The following is an 18,293-nucleotide window of genomic DNA, read 5'->3' as shown; positions in this document are numbered from 1 at the left end:
CCGCCGAGCGCCGGGAAGGGTAGGCTGGTGAGTCATGAACGCGGCACCGATCGGCATCTTCGACTCCGGTGTCGGCGGACTCACCGTGGCCCGCGCGATCCGTGCCCAGCTGCCGCGCGAATCCTTCGTCTACATCGGCGACACCCTGCATTCGCCGTACGGCCCCAAGCCCATCGCCGACGTGCGCCGCTACTCGCTCGAGGTGCTCGACACGCTCGTCGACCAGGGCGTCAAGATGCTCGTGATCGCCTGCAACACGGCATCCGCCGCCATGCTGCGCGACGCGCGCGAGCGCTACGACGTGCCCGTCGTCGAGGTCATCGGCCCCGCGGTGCGCCGCGCCGTCTCGACGACCCGCAACGGCCGCGTCGGCGTGATCGGCACGGTCGGCACGATCGGTTCGCGGGCCTATCAGGACATGCTCGAGGTCAACGAGCAGCTGGAGGTGTTCAGTGCGGCCTGCCCTCGTTTCGTCGAGTTCGTCGAGGCCGGCGTCACCGGTACACCAGAAGTCATGGCCACCGCCGAGGAGTATCTCGCGCCGCTGCGCGATGCCGACGTCGACACGCTCGTGCTCGGATGCACGCACTACCCGTTCCTGCGCGGGGCGATCAGCTACGTGATGGGCGAGGGCGTGTCGCTGGTCTCGAGCGACGACGAGACCGCCGGTGACGTCTACCGGCAACTGATGCGCGGCGACCTGCTCGCACCTGCTGACGCGCGAGCCACGTACGTGTACGAGGCGACGGGGGAGTCCACCGAGGAGTTCACCGCGCTCGCCAACCGTCTGATGGGCACAGAGGTCCGCGACGTGCAGCACGTGCAGACCGGCGTCATCACCCTCCCCGATCTCTCCGAACTCGCCGAGAACACGGCATCCGACCCGAAGGAAACCCATGTCTGACATCGTCCGCGCGGATGGCCGCGCTACGGACCAGCTCCGCGAGATCACGATCGAACGCGGCTGGAGCGCGAACGCCGAGGGATCGGCCCTCATCAGCTTCGGCGGCACGAAGGTGCTGTGCACGGCATCCTTCACCAACGGCGTGCCTCGCTGGCTCACAGGCAAGGGCAAGGGCTGGGTCACGGCGGAGTACGCGATGCTGCCGCGGGCGACGAACAGCCGCAACGACCGTGAGAGCGTCAAGGGTCGGATCGGCGGACGCACGCACGAGATCTCGCGCCTGATCGGCCGCGCGCTGCGCGCCGTCGTCGACACGAAGGCACTCGGCGAGAACACGATCGTCATCGACTGCGACGTCCTGCAGGCCGACGGCGGAACACGCACGGCGGCGATCACCGGCGCCTACGTCGCTCTGGCTGATGCGATCGAGTGGGGCCGTGCCAAGAAGTTCATCGGCAAGAACGCCACGCCCCTGATCGACTCCGTCGCCGCGGTGTCAGTGGGAATCATCGACGGCGAGCCGATGCTCGACCTGCCGTACGTCGAGGACGTCCGCGCCGAGACCGACATGAACATCGTCGTCACCGGTCGTGGGCTGTTCGTCGAGGTGCAGGGCACCGCCGAGGGAGCGCCGTTCGACAAGCGCGAACTCGATGCTCTGCTCGAGCTCGGCGTCGCCGGATGCGCGACGTTGAAGGAGCACCAGCTCGCAGCGCTCGCAGGCGAGTGACGATGAAGGTCGTTCTCGCCACGCACAATCCGCACAAGGTCTCTGAGTTCCAGCAGATCGTGGCGATGACCCGCCCGGATCTCGAGGTCGTCGGATACGACGGTCCTGAGCCGGTCGAAGACGGTGTCACGTTCGCGGAGAACGCTCTGATCAAGGCTCGTGCGGCCGCCGCCCACACCGGGCTCCCTGCCATGGCCGATGATTCGGGGATCTGCGTGGACGTGCTCGGCGGATCGCCGGGCATCTTCTCCGCCTACTGGGCGGGGCAGAAGAAGGACGCGACGGCGAACCTCGAGCTGCTGCTCGATCAGCTCGCCGACATCGCCGATCCGCATCGCACGGCTCAGTTCGTCTCGACGATCGCGCTCGTGACGCCTGCGGGCGTGGAGCAGACCGTCGAGGGCGTCTGGCCGGGCCGACTCGCGCACTCCGCCGCCGGTGCGGGTGGATTCGGCTACGACCCGATCTTCATCCCGGACGGACAGGCGGAGGGTGCCGAGCGCACCACCGCTGAGCTGTCCAGCGAGGAGAAGCAGTCGCAGTCGCATCGGGCCCGCGCCTTCGAGGTATTCGTGCCGCTGCTGAAGACCCTCTGAGGCGCCGCGACCGGACGCGTGCTGTATCACTTTCGTCGGTTATTCAGCGCCAGAACCGACCGAAGTGATACGGCATCCCGTCATCGGACGGGAGAGCGGATGCTAGTGAGAATCGTTACCCTTCCCGACTAGGCGAAAACGCCTCTGACGCGTGGTTTCGCTCGTAGCCTGGATACATGCACGACCACGCGCACGGGATCAGAGGCTCAGGCAGCCGCCGCCTGCTGACGATCTCGCTGTGCCTGACCGCAACGGTCATGCTCGTGCAGATCGTCGGCGCGATCCTCACCGGGTCGCTGGCGCTGCTCGCGGACGCCGCGCACATGTTCACCGACGCCTCGGCGCTCGTGATCGCGCTCATCGCCAGCACGGTCGCCGCCCGCCCCGCCGATGACCGCCGCACGTTCGGCTATCAGCGTGCCGAAGTGCTCGGAGCCCTGGTCAACGCCATCATCCTCATCGTGCTCTCGGTGAGCGTCGGAATCGAGGGTGTCCGGCGCCTCGTCGAGCCCGCCGACACCGAGGTGGCCGGCCCGCTCATGCTCGTCGTCGCCGTCATCGGTCTCGCGGCGAACGCGATCGCGATGTGGCTGCTCAGCTCCGCGCAGAGGACGAACATCAACGTGCGGGGCGCGTACCTCGAGGTGCTCGGCGACATGATCGGCTCGGCGGCCGTGATCGTCGCCGCCATCATCATCGTCACGACCGGATGGATGCCGGCGGATGCCATCGCCTCCCTGTTCATCGCCGTCATGATCATTCCGCGGGCGATCACCCTGCTGCGAGAGGTGTTCTCGGTGCTGGCGGAGTCCGCGCCGAAGGACACCCATGTCAGCGAGATCCGCGATCACCTGCTCGGCTTCGACGGAGTCACCAGCGTCCACGACGTGCACGTGTGGCAGCTCACCAGGGGAGCGCCGGTCTTCTCCGCGCACGTCGGCGTCGATCAGGCCGTGTTCGCCGAGGGACGTGCGGGCGCACTCCTCGAACAGCTCCAGGGCTGCCTCGCCGACCACTTCGACGTCGAGCACTCCACATTCCAATTGGAACCCGACGGGCAGGCGGAGTGCGCGGAGACGCACGCCTAGCAGCTCTCACTCGACGCGGATGTCGGCGATCTCCTTGTCCGGGCGCAAGCCGCGCCAGCGGGCATGGCGCAGCGAGCGATCCGTCGTCCAGCCGGCGAACTCCACTTCGCCCACGAGCTCCGGATGCACCCAGAGCGCGTCGCGGGCATCGAGATCCGGTACGCCCTCCAGCGGGTTGTCGTCGGTGCGCAACGGGGTGAGCTGAGCGAGCAGATCGCGCAGCATCCGATCGTCGAATCCCGATCCGACCCTGCCGACGTAGCGGAGCGTGCCGTCGGCATCCGGGACGCCGAGGAGCAGGGAGCCGAACGTCCCCGACCGGTTGCCCTTGCCAGGGCGGATGCCGGCGACCGCGACCTCCTGTGTCCGGGTGTGCTTGAGCTTCAGCCAGTCCGCCGAACGGATGCCTGGACGATACTTCGACCCCGCCGACTTCACCACGACGCCCTCGAGGTCGAGCTCGCGACTGGTCTGCATCGCGGCATCCAGATCATCGAACACGGGGGGCACGATGACCGGACGATCCGCGCTCTCGCCGAGCGTCTGGAGCAACGCGCGGCGATCGCGCAGAGGCACGCCGGTGAGGTCGTGGCCGTCCAGGCGGACCAGATCGAACAGGTGATACGCGATCGGGGTTCGCACGACCTCGCGCTCGATCTCGCGCGCCTTCGTGAGATGCATGCGGCGCTGGAGGAGCCCGAAGCTCGGCCGGCCGGAGGCATCCAGGGCGACGATCTCGCCGTCGACGATCGCCTCATTCGCCGCGAAGTGGGGCGCCCCGTCGGCGGTGAGCTCCGGGTAGCGGGCGGTGATGTCGGTGCCGCTGCGGGCGTGCAGTCGCAGGCGGCCGTCCTGCCACGTCCCGATCGCGCGGATGCCGTCCCACTTGATCTCGGTCCAGGCATCGCGGATCGAGCGGGCGAGGCCGGGCGTGCCGGACTCAGCCAGCATCGGACTCACGACACCTGTCGTGCTGTGCATCGGTGTGCTCTGCGGCGATGTGCGCTTCGGAGCGTGCCCCGCGTACTGCTTCGGCGCGGCATGTTTCGGCGCGGCATCCTGTGCCTTCATCCGGTGCAGCAGCCACGACGACTTCTCGCCGGAGCCCTCCGTGCGGATCAGCGCGAGCCGGGCGCGGCCGAGCGGCCCAGACCCCGTGAACGTGCCGATCACCTCGTCGTCGCGCCACTTCTCGAGCTCGACCGTGCCGGAGTCCCAGATCGTCATGGTCCCTGCGCCGTACTCGCCGTGCGGGATCTCGCCGTGGAAGGTCAGGTACTCGAGCGGATGCGGTTCGGTCATCACCGCCAGCCGATTGCGGGTGGGGGTCTCGGGGACGCCCTTGGGTACGGCCCAGCTGACGAGCACGCCGTCGCGCTCGATACGCAGATCGAAGTGCTTGGCCCGGGCGTGATGCTCCTGGATGACGAAACGGGGGAGGGCGCCGGCCCCAGTGATGACGGTGCGCTCCGGGACAGGTTCCGGTGTGCGCGAGGCATCCCTCTTCGACCGGTAGGAGGCGAGCACGGCATCCGCCGACGACGGGCCGAACCCCGCGAACGGGTCGATGCCTTCTTCCACGCGCGATGCGACCTCGCCGAAATCGAGCTGGTGGAGCTTCGGATCGTCGAGCTCGTCCCAGGTACGGGGAGCCGCCGCGGTCGGGTGGGCTCGGCCGCGCAGCGAGTACGGCGAGATCGTCGTCTTCGAGCCGTTGTTCTGGCTCCAATCGATGAACACCTTTCCACCGCGGACCGACTTCGACATGGTGCTCGTGGCGAGGTCGGGATGGTCCGTCTCGATCGAACGCGCCAGTTCACGAGCGATCGCCGACGCCTGATCGCTGGACTGCGTGCCGTCCAGGTGGCAGTACAGGTGGATGCCCTTGCTGCCGCTTGTGACGGGAACGGGGTCGAGGCCGATGTCGCCGAGGATCTCGCGGGCGAGACGGGCGACATGCGCGCACTGGGCGAGGTCGACGCCGGGCCCGGGGTCGAGGTCGAGGACGAGGCGGTCGGGGTTCCGGCGCTCGCCGTCCTGGCCGAACCGCCATTGGGGCACGTGCAGCTCGATGCTCGCGATCTGCGCCATCCACACGAGCGTGGGCAGATCGGCTGCGATCGGGTACTCCTTCGCGCCGCCCGAGTGCTCGATCGGCAGATGCCGCACCCAAGTGGGCGCGCCGCGCTCGATCTGCTTCGCGAAGAACGCCTCAGCCGGGGCATCCACCGTACCGACGCCCTCCACCCACCGCTTGCGCGTGACAGGGCGATCGGCGAGCAGGGGCAGCATCAGCGGGGCCACTCGCGTGTAATACGCGATCACCTCGCCCTTGGTCGTGCCCGTCTCGGGGTACATCACCTTGTCGAGGTTCGTCAGGCGCAGGCGCCTGCCGTCGACCTCGACCTGCTGCGGCGCGCTCGGCATGTCGAAAGACTAACCTCTGGCACCCAGAGCCCTCGGCAGTGTCTACTGGTCTCATGAGGTCGATCTGGAAGGGCGCCCTGACGTTCGGGCTGGTGAACGTCCCGGTGAAGGTGTACTCCGCCACCGAGGACCACGACGTCTCGCTGCACCAGGTGCACGATGAGGACGGCGGGCGGATCAGGTACAAGCGGACGTGCGAGATCTGCGGCGAGGTCGTCGCCTACCAGAACATCGACCGTGCCTACGAGGACGACGGGCAGATGGTCGTGCTCACCAAGGAGGATCTCGACGCGCTGCCGGCCGAGCGCAGCCGCGAGATCGACGTGGTCGAGTTCGTCCCGAGCGACCAGGTCGACCTGCTGACCCTCGACAAGGCGTACTACCTCGAGCCCGACTCCAAGTCGCCGAAGGCGTACGTGCTGCTGCGCAAGACGCTCGAGCAGACCGATCGCACGGCGATCGTGCGATTCACCCTGCGGCAGAAGACGCGGCTCGCGGCTCTTCGGGTCCGCGGAGACGTGCTCGTGCTGCAGACGCTGCTGTGGGCCGACGAAGTGCGCGAGGCCGCGTTCGATTCCCTCGACGAGGACGTGAAGATCTCGAAGAAGGAGCTCGAGCTGTCTGCGAACCTCGTCGACAGCTACTCGAGCGACTTCGATCCGGAGTCGTTCGTCGATGAGTACCAGAAAGAGCTGCGGACCCTCATCGACGCGAAGATCGAGGCCGGCGACACCTTCGATGTCGCGGAGACCTTCGCCGAGGAGGGTGAGGTAGAGGGCAAGGGCGGCGAGGTCATCGACCTCATGGAGGCGCTCAAGGCGAGCGTCGAGCGTTCGCGGGCGAAGAAGAAGGACGCGGGCTGACGCTCAGCGCGTGCCGTCGCCGTCTAGTGCTTGCCGTCTCCGTCGACGTCGGGCGCACGGTCGAAGACCTCAGCGTCGAGCGTGAGAGCAGCGGCCTCGTCGGCATCCGTGTCAGGATCGCCGCCGGCGGCGAGAGCCTTGCGCACTTTGTGGCGCTCTGAGAAGTAGTGCCAGAGCGTCACGAGGGCCGTGCCGCCGACGGCGGCGAGCAGGATGATGTCGATGTACTCGGTCACCAGATGCGCCACCCACGGGATGTACGCGATCAGGTAGCCGAGCATCGTCAGCCCGAAACCCCAGATGAGCGCGCCGATGAGGTTGTACAGGCTGTATTTCTTCCACGGCATGTGCCCTACGCCGGCAGCGACCGGGGCGAAGGTGCGCACGATGGGGACGAAGCGGGCGAGGATCACCGTGAGCCCGCCGTAACGCTCGAAGAATGCGTTGGTGCGCTCGACGTTCTTCCTGCTGAACAGGCCGGATTCCTTGCGTTCGAACACGGCGGGGCCGCCCTTGTGCCCGATCAGGTAGCCGACCTCACCACCGATGAAGGCGGCGAGTGCGATCAGCAGGGAGACGATCCAGATGTTCACACCGAACACGTCGTTCGTGTGCGTCAGCAGGCCGGAGATGACGAGCAGGGTGTCGCCGGGGAGGAGGAAGCCCACCAGCAGACCGGTCTCCGCGAAGACGATGAAGCAGACGACCAGCAGCGCCCACGGGCCGGCAGCCCCGATGATCAACTCGGGGTCGAGCCAGGGGATGAGTGCGATGTGATGCATGGGTTCCCGTCGAGCAGGTTCGTGCTGCGGTCAGTTGCTACTGCCAGTGCGGAAGGTGGGACTTGAACCCACACGCCGTGAGGCACAGGAACCTAAATCCTGCGTGTCTGCCAATTCCACCACTCCCGCGCGGTCCCTTCATTCTAGATGTGCGGCCGGACACCGGTCAGCAGGGATTTCCGTCCGCGCCGCTACGGGAAACCCGAACGGGGCTGTGGATAACTTCCGAGGCCGATGCTGGATTCTTGCGAGGATGCCGGGGTGAGCCAGCAGTCCCTCATCGTCGCGGAGCGTGTGCGTCGCCGGCTGCGCGCCGAGCGCACTGACCCGTCGTCGGCCCCGGACGAGGCGCGGCGCATCGCGCAGGCCGAGGTCCGCCGCCACAACGACCTCGCTCTGTCGCGCGGCGACGCGATGATCGACGACGAATCGGCCCTGGTCCGCGACGTCCTCGCCTCGGTGAGCGGATTCGGCGCTCTGCAGCCGCTGTTGGATGACCCGAGCATCGAGGAGATCTGGTTGAACGGCGCCGACCGCGTGTTCGTCGCCAGGGAAGGCGTTTCGGAGAGGATCGAACTCGGACTCACCGACGCGATGCTGCGCGACCTCGTCGAAAGGATGCTGCAGTCCACTGGTCGCCGCGTCGACATCAGCCAGCCCTTCGTCGACGCCTCGTTGCCCGACGGATCGCGGCTGCACGTCGCGATCGCTGATGTCGTCCGCGGCTCCTGGGCGGTCAACATCCGGAAGTTCTTGCCCGGCTACCGCACGCTCGACGCGCTCGTCGCTCTCGGATCGATGCCCGCCGAGGTGGCCGAGCTCCTGCATCGGGCCATGCGCGACGGGGCGAGCGTGATCGTTTCCGGCGCGACGCACGCGGGCAAGACCACGCTGCTCGGCGCCCTGCTGGCTTCGTGCGCTGACACGCAGCGCATCGTCACGGTCGAGGAGACCTTCGAACTCGCCGTCGACGGACCGGACCTCGTCGCGCTCCAGGGAAGGCAGGCGAGTCTGGAGGGCACGGGCGAGATCACTCTGCGGCGCCTCGTGAAGGAAGCGCTGCGCATGCGGCCCGATCGGCTCGTGGTCGGCGAGGTCAGAGACGCCGAGGCGCTCGACCTGGTGCTCGCGCTGAACACCGGAGTGCCCGGCGCGGGGACGGTGCACGCGAACTCCGCCGTGGAGGCGTTGGAGAAGCTGACCCTGCTTCCACTGCTGGCCGGCCGCAACATCGATCGTTCGTTCATCGCGCCGGCGCTCGCCGCATCCGTCTCGCTGGTCGTCCACTGCGCCAGAGATGCGGCCGGCGGTCGCTGCGTGCAGGAGGTCATCGCGCCCACGGGTGAGCTCGTCGAGGGGCGGATCATCACCCGATCCGTGTACCGAGCGGAGCCGCGCACATGACCTTGCTCGTCGGGGCGCTGCTGGCTGCCGGGCTCCTCCTGTGCGCATCGCCGTGGCTGTGGCCTCGCCGTGAGCGCGTCGAGCGGGAGGGGCGTCGCGATGACTGGCTCACCCGGCTCACGGATGAGGCGGGTCTGGCAGCGGTCGAGCGCCACAAGGTGGTCGCGGTGATCGTGACGCTGGCGCTGGCGGCTGCGGCTGCGGCGTGGCTGGTGACGGGCATCCCGGTGCTCGCTCTGCTGGCGGCCATCGCCGCCGGCGCTGCGCCGATCGCCTTCCTTCGCGCGCGTCGCCTGCGATTGCTGAAAGCACGCAGGCAGATGTGGCCGGATGTGTGCGATCTGCTCGTCGCCGCGATCAGAGTCGGATTGTCGCTGCCGGATGCTGTGGCGAGTCTCGCCGAGTCGGCGCCTACAGCCGTCCGACCGGCGTTCGTCGTCTTCGCGCGCGATCTCAGGGCGACCGGGCGCTTCGAGAGCAGCATCGATCGGTTGAAGACCGCGCTCGCCGATCCGATCGCCGATCGCATCATCGAAGCGCTGAAGATGGCACGGCAGGTCGGCGGTACCGAGCTCACCGGCGTTCTGCGTGCGTTGTCCTCGTCCGTACGGGCTGACGCAGCCCTACGCGGCGAGGTGGAGGCCAAGCAGTCGTGGATCAGAGGGGCCGCGGTGCTCGGAGTCGTCGCGCCATGGGTGATCCTGCTGCTGCTGGCGCTTCGGCCAGAGGGGACTCAGGCGTACGCGAGCGCGGAGGGAGTCACGGTGATCGTCGCAGGGGCGGTCGTCTCCGTCGTCGCGTTCCGCATCATGATCCGGATCGGTCGTCTGCCTGAGCCGCGGCGGTGGTTCGCGTGAGCATCGTGACGGATGCCGCGACCGCGATCCTGCTGGGCGGGCTGCTCGGTGCCGGCCTCCTGTGCCTCCTGGCGGCAGCGCCGCGCTGGCGGGCCGCGTCGCTGACCAACCGGATCGCGCCGTACGTTCGGGATGCCGTCGACGATGCGGCTCTTCCGTCCGGCGTTCTCCCGATCGCCGGCATCCTGCCGGTGGGTGGCACCGAGTCGATCTGGCACCGGATCCGCACCCGACTGCTCCGAGGCGGCGACGGCGACGCCCTCGCGCTGCGGCTTGCGCAGGCCGGATCCGACGGCGAGCCTGCGGCCTTCCGCGGACGTCAGCTCGCCTGGGCCATCGGCGGGTTCGCGATCGGCAGCGTGCTCGTCATCGTTCTCGCCGTCACAGGTCGCATGACGCCACCGGCCGCCGTGCTGCCCGTGATCCTCGCGGTCGGTGCCGTGATCGCCGTCGACATGCTGCTGACCGCGCGGGTGAAGGCGCGTCTCGCGCGACTCAGCGACGAGCTCCCCACGACCCTGGAGTTCCTCGCGCTGTGCCTGTCGGCGGGGGAAGGCTTCCTCGACGCGCTGAGGCGCGTTGCGACGATCGGCTCGGGCGAGCTCACCCAGGAACTGCGGCAGGTCGTACTCGCCGTCGGCACCGGGTCGCCGCTCGCCGATGCTCTGGGAGAGATGGCCTCTCGACTCCGACTGCCCGGGTTGTCGCGTGCCGTGGATCAGGTGATCGCCGCACTCGAGCACGGTGCGCCGCTCGCTGCCGTGCTGCACGCGCAAGCGGCGGATGCTCGCGAGGACGCCAAGCGCACGCTGATCGAGCAGGCGGGGCGTCGGGAGATCTTGATGATGCTGCCGCTCGTGTTCTTGATCCTTCCGCTTTCCGTGCTCTTCGCCGTGTTTCCTGGCATGTTCATCCTGCAGCTCGGGCTCGGATGACGACGCCGCAGACCAACCTCTACGAAAGGACCGCATGATGAATCGATTGCGAAGCTGGTGGGGCGAGTTCACGCTGGACGCGCGTGAACTCGCCGATGACGAACGCGGCGACGTACCGGGCTGGGTGCTGGTGACCCTGATGACCGCCGGCTTACCGGTGGTAACACTAATGGGGTAATATTTAGGGCATGGTCACTTCCTCGTCCCGCTACTCGTCGGTGAACTTTGACGCCCTCGGACCCGAGACGTGCGTGCTGTATCTGCGCATCTCGCAGGATCGAACGGGGCAGCAGCTAGGAGTGGAACGCCAGGAGAAGGATTGCCGGGCGATGGCCAAGCGCATGGGGCTGACCATCACGCACGTCTATCGGGATAACGACATCTCAGCGACGAACGGCAAGGTGCGGCCCGAGTTCGAGGCGATGCTCAAGGCTCAGCCGGAGGTGATCATCGCGTGGCATCAGGACCGTCTGCTACGTCTCACGAGTGATCTTGAGAAGGTGATCTCGCTTGAGGTGCCGGTTCACATGGTCACGGCCGGATCCTTGGACCTGTCGACGCCAGCAGGCCGCGCGGTCGCGCGCACTGTCGCTGCATGGTCGCAGTACGAAGGCGAGCAGAAAGCGATCAGGCAGCAGGCAGCGAACGTGCAGCGCGCAGAGCGGGGGCACTGGCAATTCTCCCGTCGGCCGTTCGGCTATGAGCGGCGCGATAAGCGCGTCGAGATCGTCGAGCCTGAGGCTGAGGTAGTCCGCGAGCTGTTCCGGCGTTACATCGCGGGCGAGAGTTACTACGCGCTCGCCGCGGATCTCAACGCGCGCGGCATCTCCACTCTCAGCGGTTCCGACTGGAACATGACGCTCGTACGCAGCGTGCTGCGCAACGGCCGGTATGCAGGGGTCGTCGAGAGCAAGGGCGTGCGTTACGACGTCGAGCCATCGTGGACACCGATCATCGATGAGCGCACGTGGAGCGACTACCTGGCGACGCGAGACGGACGAAAGCGGAAAGGGTCATGGTCAACGACGACCAAGTACCTGCTGTCGGGCCTTCTGGTGTGCGACGTTTGTGGCGGCCGGATGCTCGCGCGGCCCGATCGCGGACGCCAGGTGTACGCCTGTACGAGTAACTGGTGTGTGTCGATCTCGGCCGCCGACGTCGAGCCGGTCATCGAAGGCGTCGTGCTCGGTCGTCTGGCCGACAAGCGGGTTGTACGTGCGTTGCGCGAGGTGCCCGACGTTGAGCCGGTGCAACTGGAGTTGGCTGCGCTGCGCAAGCGTCGAGATGACGTCCTCGACTTGCTCGCAGAGGGCGTGCTCGACCGTACGCGCGCCCGCCAGCAGGCTACGGACCTGACGTCGAAGATCGACGCCCAGGCGGGCCGTCTCGCCTCTCTGCGGCGCGAATCTCCACTGACTGACCTTGCGCTCGCGAAGTCTGTTCCAACGCGCTGGAAGCGACTGGAGACGCTGCAGAAGCGTCGAGTCATCGAAGAGATGGGACTGGTCGCGACGATCGCGAAGAGCCGCCCGGGACGCCGCCGACGCGATGCGGAGGGGAACCCGATTCCGGACCTTGACCGCATCCGTATTGATTGGCGCGATGGCGAGGCAGGCGCATGAGGCTGGAATGGTGAAAACCACTCATCACCAGGCATTAGCTGCTAGGCTACCGAGCACAAGTACATAACCATTCGCCTCACGGCGGGTTGACATTGATCTCCACTCCCTACCTGGGAATGCGATGACATTTCTTCCACTTCGTGAGGCGTTTGTCATGTCTGCCCAGTCAATTTCTCGAGCGCGAGTCGCCGCGCTCACCCGTTCCCGTTCCGCGGACGATCCCGAATTCCTCGCCGCGCGTGCCGATCTCGCTGCTGCGAATATCCGCGCCGCGATCGAGAAGCACCTCGCGCTTGCCCCGCCCTTGACCGACGAGCAAGCCGAATCGCTCGCTGCGATCCTCAAGGGATCCTCGTGAGCCCCATTCAGTGCGCAGGCGAGGTCCACGCTCTCGCTGCAGCGACGCTCGCCGAGGTTGAGGATGCTGCGCAGACCGTCGCCGAGAAGGTGGCACGCGTCCACAAGATTCTTCTGCCTGGCTCGCACGCCCACGACCACGCGCAGGAAGCCGTGGAACGTATCGTCGCGAACGGTCTCACACGCGCGCTGCGCGGCGAGGCGGCGGGGGCGACGCGATGAGCATTCCCGTCCCTGCCTGGTACCCCGCGGACGCCATCAAGCGCTACGGCCTCGTGCCGAGCGAGCAGGCCGTCTATGACTGCCTCTGCTACCACGCGCACGCTCGCACGCGGATCGCCTGGCCGTCGCAGGGCACGATCGGCGAGGAACGCAACCTGAACCCTCGCACAGTGAAGCGGGCGATGGCTCGTCTCGCCGAGGTCGGCCTGATCGTGCAGCAAGAGGCGGGTCGTAGAGGCCGCTCGGCTCGGTGGCTGATCGTCGAGATTCACCCGCGCGGCACCTCGAAGCTAGGGATGCCGAACCGTCGCGCTGAGTGGAGCAGTGATGCGAACGGTCTCGTCCGCATCGACCCAAGTGAGACTGGGTCTCACGATTCCTGGGGCTCAACCTCTGTAGCTGGGCCTGAGGTTGGCCCCCGAAACGGCGGGAAATCAGCCCTCGGAATTACGGGGCAGAACGGCTCAACCTCTGCATCTGGACCACCCGAAGATAATGGGGCACGGAGTGCAGAGGTTTCACCGGTGATCGAGACGGGGAATGCTCACCGCTCCGCGGCGAGCGCGAGTGATTCAAAAGCCGAAGATGATGTCGAAGAGCCTGACCGCTCATCACTCATCAGCAGCAGCGCGCAGCGCGGCAATCACGTTAGCCAACGCTGGGACGACTGCGACGAGATCCAGAGCGAAGCGATAGAGCGCTCGCGCGCCGAAGGCGTGCATTCCGCGCCGCAGGCGCAGGACCAGCCGCAAGCGCCGTCAGAAGCGCAGCTGCAGGCGCTCGCAGACCTCGCTCGGATGATCACCGACGTCGAGATCACAGTCATCGACAGTCACGACGCCGACGCCCTGATCAAAGAGCTGCGCGGCGAACAGTACCGACGCATCCACAACGACGAACCCTTCGACTGCGCTCTCGACGACCTCTCGGCAGGCGCGCAGAGGTACTTCCACGAGCGCCATCTCGACCACCTATTCGGCGAGGTAAACGCGTGAGCGGGCAGCCGATCGATGCTGGCCTCACATGCCCGGATTGCGACTCTGACTTCGTGCTGTACGAAGCCGAGCCGGGCATCTATGGCGTGACGATCCTGCACGACGAAACGTGCCCGACCTATCGAGCGCGCGAGGCGAGGATCAACCGTCTGCGCGCGCAGATCGCAGAGCAGGAGGCTCACGCATGACCAGCCCTACCCCGGCACCGCCGACCGCCCGTGAACGCAGCGGACTGCAGCAATCGATCACAGCGTCCGTGCGCACGATCCTCGCGACCGTCCCGAGAGACGCCAGCGCGAATACGGCTCAGCGGGCGCTGTACGCCGCAGGAATCGCTATGCCGCTCCCTGTGGTCACCGGGTGGCTTGAAGCGCTCCACGAGCCGCACGCAGCCGCTGAGATCACCCATCTGACCGACACCACTGCGGCCCTGGCCGCCGACAATGAGGAGAACCCAGCATGAAGACCGACCAAGCCGCGCGCGTAGTGGACATTGACGCCTCTGCGCGAGGCTTCGGCATCACCCGAAGCGAGGCCATCCGCCGCCTAGAGAGCATGGCGAACCGCGGCGATGCACTGCGCGAGCCGACCGGCTACAGCTTCACAGCAGTGCAGTGGCGGCGTCAGCGTCGCGACTGGCTGCGCACGCGGTTCGCCGCTCACGACCGAAGCGAGCGGGCGTTCTGCGCGTCGCTGGCGACTGGCTCGCGAGGCGGTGCCCGATGAAGCTTCCAACGAGCCTGGAGTGGGCATCGCTCGAAGATCTCACCCGCGGTCGCGACCTGGATGCCGAGCAACTCTCTGGCGTGCTCGACCGCCTCGTCGAGCGCGGGGAGATGTGGCGCATGAGCAGCGGGGAGAACGTGTTCTACGGTTTCCCACCCAAGACAACGACCGACCGAGAGGACGCATTATGACCAACCACGAGACCATCCCCGCATCAATCTGCGCACTCTGTGGGCGGCGCGTGAAAGCGGACGAAGGCTCACAGGGCTACATCGAGATGAACCCGACCTCCCTGCAGCAGCTTGACGGACGCACGGCAACGCGCTTCAACGCCGTCCCGCCGTATCACGCCTGGACGCGTCTCTGCAACACGTGCGAGCGGCCCGACTACGTGGGGATCATTCGCACCGTGCTAGGTCCGGACACGGACGTGACGGAGGCCGAAGCGAAACGAGCCATCGTCGTCGCAGCACTGCCGTACGCGGAGCGCGTGCTCGAGCCTGCGAGCGCTGACGAGATCAAGCGAGCGACCGGCAAGCCGTGGAAGCACGTTCGCGACGAGGATCGCGACGTGCTGCGCGATGTCCTGAGTGACGTGCAGAAGCAGACACGGCCGACCATGAGCGAGAGGGGCGGCTGCGGCATGTGTGCGGTCTCAGTGAGCGTCGGTTGGACCGATGCCCCGTCGTCGCTGCGCTGGCCGGACGGATCTCCTACGGCGATGTGTTCGCGCTGCGCGGCCACATGGCGGCGGCGAGGTGAGCCGCCGAAGATCGATCGGCTGCGCACGCTGGGCGTGGAGTGCTCCACGGGGTACTCGTCGCTCGGGTACGAGGCGCCCGCAGACTTCCGCCTCTACGCCGAGACGAAGAACCCGGACCACGCTGGAAGCGCCGAGCCGTGGGCCTATGCGCTCGGACTCGTCGCGTTCATCGAAGAGACCTGGACCGACGATCCGCGACTTGCGCCGGAGCATCGCCGCGCCGAGTTTGAGCAGCGCCGTGACGCGATCCTCGCTGAATGGCGCGCACAGCGCAGAGCAGAAGCCGTCTCGGCGTGGTGACCGTCTGACGGCAGCGAACAGCCCCGGGAATCGGATGATCCTCGGGGCTGTTCATCTCCCGCAGCGCGTCCGCTAAAAGCACGCCAGGGAAGTCATTGGGCGTCGCCGCCAACGTCAATGTAGAGATCTACCGGCCCCCTCGGCCCGAACACTCCCGCTCTCTCCAACGTCTCGAATATCTCGTCCATATCGTGTTGATTCTCGACCGCCAACGTGGACTTGGTTGGGGCATCCAACCCGTCTAGAGCCGCCTGACGCTGCAGCACCGCGACCGCTGCGCGCACCGCGCCAGGGCGTTGCTCCAGGACGTCCGTGAGCGCCTGCCGAAAGACAACCTCACCGCGCGCCCGAGCGAGGATCCGCAGCTCGTCGTGAGCCGGAGTGGGGACGTTGCCGAAGAAGTTCTTCACCGCACGATGTGCCGCCGGGCCGTCATTGAAGCCGACCTTCTGGGCCACCTGCTCCCAGGTGTGCCCGGCGATTCTCAGCGACCACGCGTCCGTGGCGCGACGCATAGCGTCGGCGCGCGTACTCTTCACGGACCGAGTAGACAATTGCTTGTCATCTGACATGTATCGAGTTTAACTCCCGGGAGCGTAGGTTGGTCTCGAACCGCGGACGTTTCTGATTGGGGCGGCAATGGCAATCGGGCAAGTCTGGCGAGACACGGGTTGGTACTTCGAGGCAGCCACAGCGTCTCAGTTGATGACCGCGATTGCGCGTGTGGGAACGCACGGAACTAACCATCGCTTCGCCTGGCGAGGACAGGCCAACTGCAATTTTGACCTCACCTCATCACTTCATCGACTCATGTCAGGCGAAGGGACTGAGGTGACGGAGTCCGCGCTTCGCGAGCGCGAGGACATGATTCTCGAGAAGGCTCGGGCTTGGGGGCTCGGAGTGGAGGGCGGGCAGCTCGTCGATGACCTGCAACTCCTCGCCGATCTCCAGCACTTCGGCGTGCCCACACGGCTCATCGATCTCACAAGCAATCCGATGACCGCGCTGTGGTTCGCAAGCCAGACCGTGCCCGCCCCGGCGCCGGACGAACCTAGGGGAAGTTACTCTGCCAGCGGCGTACTCCTGGCAATCAATATGCCCTGGTATAACGAGGCTCCAGCAGACGGACCTGTCACTGTGTTCAAGACCGTGGGGCAACCACCGGTGACGTTCGACGACTTTGGCGGACTGGAAGGCAAGCGTGAACGCGGCTTGGCGTTGGATACCCCGTTCATCGTAAGTTCGAGCATGCCGAACCCACGATTGAGAGCCCAGGAGGGCTATTTCATCGCGAGTGCTCATCCGACGCAGTCGACTGCGCCTCTGACGAGTCTCCAGATGTCGGTACCCCAAGGCGACCCCGACGAAGTCCGGAATCTGCTCACTGGTGACCGCACGGCTGGTCTTCCCCGTCACATGCCGTTTGTCGCCATCTTCGTCAAGGCGGCCGTCAAGGCGAAGCTACTCACATATTTACGTATGACGTACTCACGGACGGCCAAGATCCTATTCCCGGACTACACAGGGTTTACTGACTTCGGCGAATGGAAACAGCGACCGTGAGATCCCTCCCGGCCGGGTGACGTACAACGGGAGTACGGGGCCGTGCGGACGCCGTGACCGGGTCGCTAGGGTTTGGCTGTGAACAACACGACATGCCCTTACTGCGGCCACATCACGTTCCTGGACTACGTCGATGGGAGCGCACGGTTCAACCATCGCACCCACAGGGCCGAGGCTGCATACCAATGTGCGAACTGCGTGCGGATGCTGATCGGCGGTCGAGAGAATGCCGATTTGCAGGGATTTGATGAGCAGGGGCAGCCGATTCCGTACCGCTTACTCGGAGAACACTCTGAGCCGCACGAAATTGCAGCGACGCTTGGAGGACGGGAAGAGTACTGGGAACCTGTCAGCGCATCCGGCAAGATCTTCGCCGACGTACCTGGCCCGGTTGGGGAATCTGCGACCGAGGCGTACCGCTGCTACAGCATCGGTGCGTACCGCGGTGCGATCATCCTCGCGCGTGCAGTGATCGAAGCTGCTGCGAAGTCGAAGGGGATCAGCGGGCGCAATCTCGAGGTGAAGATTGACGCTCTCGCCGCCCAAGGCCACGTACGCGCGGAGATAGCGGCATCGGCCCACGAAGTGCGATTCATCGGCAACGACATGGCACACGGTGACTTCGCAACGACCGTGGTTTCCGGAGGCGACGCGCTCGACATTCTTGACATCATGGATGACGTCCTCGATCAGGTATACGGCGTCCCTACTCGGCTCGAACGCCGACGCGCACGACGGGCTGAAGGGCGGGAGTGAGGCCACTGAGCCCGTCTCGGTCTCTGGTAACTGAGCGACCGCGATCTTTCAAAACTTCCTGAGTGTGCGAAAGCGGACTCCGGCGTCTGGCGGTCCAAAAATCCGTTTCGGTGGGGTAGGGGGTACCCTGCTCGGATGGATGACCTGGAGCGCCATCGTCGGCTGCGCCTTGAGCGCGATGCCCTCTTGAGCACGCCTAACTGCCCGACCTGCCTGCAGCAGATGGAACCGGCGGAGATCGACGGAGTTCCGGTGTGGCGTTGTCCAGAATGCGGGGCCGAGCGGCCTGCCTGAGGTGCGGAATGACGCGGGAATAGCGCCTATTGCGCCATAAACGTTGTGACCGGGTTGGTCGTTCTGATCTGGGCCGTGGCCGGGCCCGCCCTGACCGGACTGTTCGAGC

General features: G+C 66.4%; 23 protein-coding genes and 1 tRNA gene. 20 read left to right on the top strand and 4 right to left on the bottom strand.

Annotated features, from left to right (window positions below; genetic code table 11):
• Positions 1-34 precede the first annotated feature (34 nt).
• The 4 genes from murI to LQZ87_RS13235 all read left to right on the top strand — a co-directional run bounded on the left by murI (position 35) and on the right by LQZ87_RS13235 (position 3,318).
• Positions 35-904 (top strand): glutamate racemase, encoded by an 870-nt coding sequence (gene murI, locus LQZ87_RS13250; RefSeq protein ID WP_230103916.1) that lies wholly within the window; start codon positions 35-37, stop codon positions 902-904.
• Positions 897-1,634 (top strand): ribonuclease PH, encoded by a 738-nt coding sequence (rph, locus tag LQZ87_RS13245; RefSeq protein WP_230103915.1) that lies wholly within the window; start codon positions 897-899, stop codon positions 1,632-1,634. The genes murI and rph overlap by 8 nt, the downstream gene beginning before the upstream one ends.
• Positions 1,635-1,636: 2 nt before the next feature.
• The gene (rdgB, locus tag LQZ87_RS13240) at positions 1,637-2,230 is read left to right on the top strand and encodes an RdgB/HAM1 family non-canonical purine NTP pyrophosphatase (protein WP_230103914.1); all 594 of its coding nucleotides are present in this window, start codon (positions 1,637-1,639) and stop codon (positions 2,228-2,230) included.
• A 176-nt stretch (positions 2,231-2,406) separates the two neighbouring features.
• Complete coding sequence (locus LQZ87_RS13235; RefSeq protein ID WP_230103913.1) at positions 2,407-3,318, top strand: cation diffusion facilitator family transporter; 912 nt, start codon at positions 2,407-2,409, stop codon at positions 3,316-3,318.
• Between the two features lie 6 nt (positions 3,319-3,324).
• Here the strand turns inward: LQZ87_RS13235 and LQZ87_RS13230 are convergent, their stop codons facing one another.
• Positions 3,325-5,745: an ATP-dependent DNA ligase gene (locus tag LQZ87_RS13230; RefSeq protein ID WP_230103912.1), complete on the bottom strand. Its 2,421-nt coding sequence runs from the start codon at positions 5,743-5,745 to the stop codon at positions 3,325-3,327.
• Between the two features lie 53 nt (positions 5,746-5,798).
• Here LQZ87_RS13230 and LQZ87_RS13225 point away from each other — a divergent pair, with 53 nt between their 5' ends.
• Entirely contained in the window at positions 5,799-6,608 is an 810-nt protein-coding gene (locus LQZ87_RS13225) for a Ku protein (RefSeq protein WP_230103911.1), read from the top strand.
• A gap of 23 nt (positions 6,609-6,631) precedes the next feature.
• On the opposite strand, the gene LQZ87_RS13220 is transcribed toward LQZ87_RS13225, so the two are convergent.
• Together LQZ87_RS13220 and LQZ87_RS13215 are read right to left on the bottom strand one after the other, a co-directional pair.
• Positions 6,632-7,390 (bottom strand): VTT domain-containing protein, encoded by a 759-nt coding sequence (locus LQZ87_RS13220; protein ID WP_230103910.1) that lies wholly within the window; start codon positions 7,388-7,390, stop codon positions 6,632-6,634.
• Between the two features lie 47 nt (positions 7,391-7,437).
• Positions 7,438-7,519 (bottom strand) — tRNA-Leu (locus LQZ87_RS13215).
• A gap of 132 nt (positions 7,520-7,651) precedes the next feature.
• On the opposite strand from LQZ87_RS13215, the gene LQZ87_RS13210 reads away from it, so the two are divergent.
• The 12 genes from LQZ87_RS13210 to LQZ87_RS13155 all read left to right on the top strand — a co-directional run bounded on the left by LQZ87_RS13210 (position 7,652) and on the right by LQZ87_RS13155 (position 15,571).
• Positions 7,652-8,794, top strand: a complete 1,143-nt coding sequence (locus LQZ87_RS13210; RefSeq protein ID WP_230103909.1) for an ATPase, T2SS/T4P/T4SS family — start codon at positions 7,652-7,654, stop codon at positions 8,792-8,794.
• Positions 8,791-9,651 (top strand): type II secretion system F family protein, encoded by an 861-nt coding sequence (locus LQZ87_RS13205; protein WP_230103908.1) that lies wholly within the window; start codon positions 8,791-8,793, stop codon positions 9,649-9,651. Before LQZ87_RS13210 ends, LQZ87_RS13205 begins: the two co-directional genes overlap by 4 nt.
• On the top strand, positions 9,648-10,586 hold the full coding sequence (locus LQZ87_RS13200) for a type II secretion system F family protein (protein WP_230103907.1): 939 nt from the start codon (positions 9,648-9,650) through the stop codon (positions 10,584-10,586). Before LQZ87_RS13205 ends, LQZ87_RS13200 begins: the two co-directional genes overlap by 4 nt.
• Positions 10,587-10,774: 188 nt before the next feature.
• Entirely contained in the window at positions 10,775-12,208 is a 1,434-nt protein-coding gene (locus LQZ87_RS13195) for a recombinase family protein (RefSeq protein ID WP_230103906.1), read from the top strand.
• A 154-nt stretch (positions 12,209-12,362) separates the two neighbouring features.
• The gene (locus LQZ87_RS13190) at positions 12,363-12,566 is read left to right on the top strand and encodes a hypothetical protein (RefSeq protein WP_230103905.1); all 204 of its coding nucleotides are present in this window, start codon (positions 12,363-12,365) and stop codon (positions 12,564-12,566) included.
• Positions 12,563-12,787 (top strand): hypothetical protein, encoded by a 225-nt coding sequence (locus tag LQZ87_RS13185; protein ID WP_230103904.1) that lies wholly within the window; start codon positions 12,563-12,565, stop codon positions 12,785-12,787. Before LQZ87_RS13190 ends, LQZ87_RS13185 begins: the two co-directional genes overlap by 4 nt.
• The gene (locus tag LQZ87_RS13180) at positions 12,784-13,782 is read left to right on the top strand and encodes a helix-turn-helix domain-containing protein (protein ID WP_230103903.1); all 999 of its coding nucleotides are present in this window, start codon (positions 12,784-12,786) and stop codon (positions 13,780-13,782) included. Before LQZ87_RS13185 ends, LQZ87_RS13180 begins: the two co-directional genes overlap by 4 nt.
• Positions 13,779-13,970 (top strand): hypothetical protein, encoded by a 192-nt coding sequence (locus LQZ87_RS13175; protein WP_230103902.1) that lies wholly within the window; start codon positions 13,779-13,781, stop codon positions 13,968-13,970. The genes LQZ87_RS13180 and LQZ87_RS13175 overlap by 4 nt, the downstream gene beginning before the upstream one ends.
• Positions 13,967-14,245: a hypothetical protein gene (locus LQZ87_RS13170; RefSeq protein WP_230103901.1), complete on the top strand. Its 279-nt coding sequence runs from the start codon at positions 13,967-13,969 to the stop codon at positions 14,243-14,245. The genes LQZ87_RS13175 and LQZ87_RS13170 overlap by 4 nt, the downstream gene beginning before the upstream one ends.
• The gene (locus LQZ87_RS13165; RefSeq protein WP_230103900.1) at positions 14,242-14,508 is read left to right on the top strand and encodes a hypothetical protein; all 267 of its coding nucleotides are present in this window, start codon (positions 14,242-14,244) and stop codon (positions 14,506-14,508) included. Before LQZ87_RS13170 ends, LQZ87_RS13165 begins: the two co-directional genes overlap by 4 nt.
• A complete protein-coding gene (locus LQZ87_RS13160; RefSeq protein ID WP_230103899.1) occupies positions 14,505-14,699 on the top strand; it encodes a hypothetical protein in 195 nt (64 codons plus the stop codon). The genes LQZ87_RS13165 and LQZ87_RS13160 overlap by 4 nt, the downstream gene beginning before the upstream one ends.
• A 50-nt stretch (positions 14,700-14,749) precedes the next feature.
• Positions 14,750-15,571, top strand: coding sequence for a hypothetical protein (locus LQZ87_RS13155; protein ID WP_230103898.1), 822 nt, complete (start codon positions 14,750-14,752; stop codon positions 15,569-15,571).
• 92 nt (positions 15,572-15,663) lie between these two features.
• On the opposite strand, the gene LQZ87_RS13150 is transcribed toward LQZ87_RS13155, so the two are convergent.
• Positions 15,664-16,143, bottom strand: coding sequence for a hypothetical protein (locus LQZ87_RS13150; protein ID WP_230103897.1), 480 nt, complete (start codon positions 16,141-16,143; stop codon positions 15,664-15,666).
• A 133-nt stretch (positions 16,144-16,276) separates the two neighbouring features.
• Here LQZ87_RS13150 and LQZ87_RS13145 point away from each other — a divergent pair, with 133 nt between their 5' ends.
• From LQZ87_RS13145 to LQZ87_RS15255, 3 genes are all read left to right on the top strand, one after another.
• Positions 16,277-17,134: an FRG domain-containing protein gene (locus tag LQZ87_RS13145; RefSeq protein WP_230103896.1), complete on the top strand. Its 858-nt coding sequence runs from the start codon at positions 16,277-16,279 to the stop codon at positions 17,132-17,134.
• A 78-nt stretch (positions 17,135-17,212) separates the two neighbouring features.
• A complete protein-coding gene (locus LQZ87_RS13140; protein WP_230103895.1) occupies positions 17,213-17,890 on the top strand; it encodes a DUF4145 domain-containing protein in 678 nt (225 codons plus the stop codon).
• Between the two features lie 135 nt (positions 17,891-18,025).
• A complete protein-coding gene (locus LQZ87_RS15255; protein WP_363317989.1) occupies positions 18,026-18,184 on the top strand; it encodes a zf-TFIIB domain-containing protein in 159 nt (52 codons plus the stop codon).
• The last annotated feature ends 109 nt before the right edge of the window (positions 18,185-18,293 follow it).

The sequence above is a fragment of the Microbacterium sp. Bi121 genome (genome assembly GCF_918698005.1).
Lineage (GTDB): Bacteria > Actinomycetota > Actinomycetes > Actinomycetales > Microbacteriaceae > Microbacterium.
This window is presented reverse-complemented; position numbering and strand designations above follow the sequence as displayed.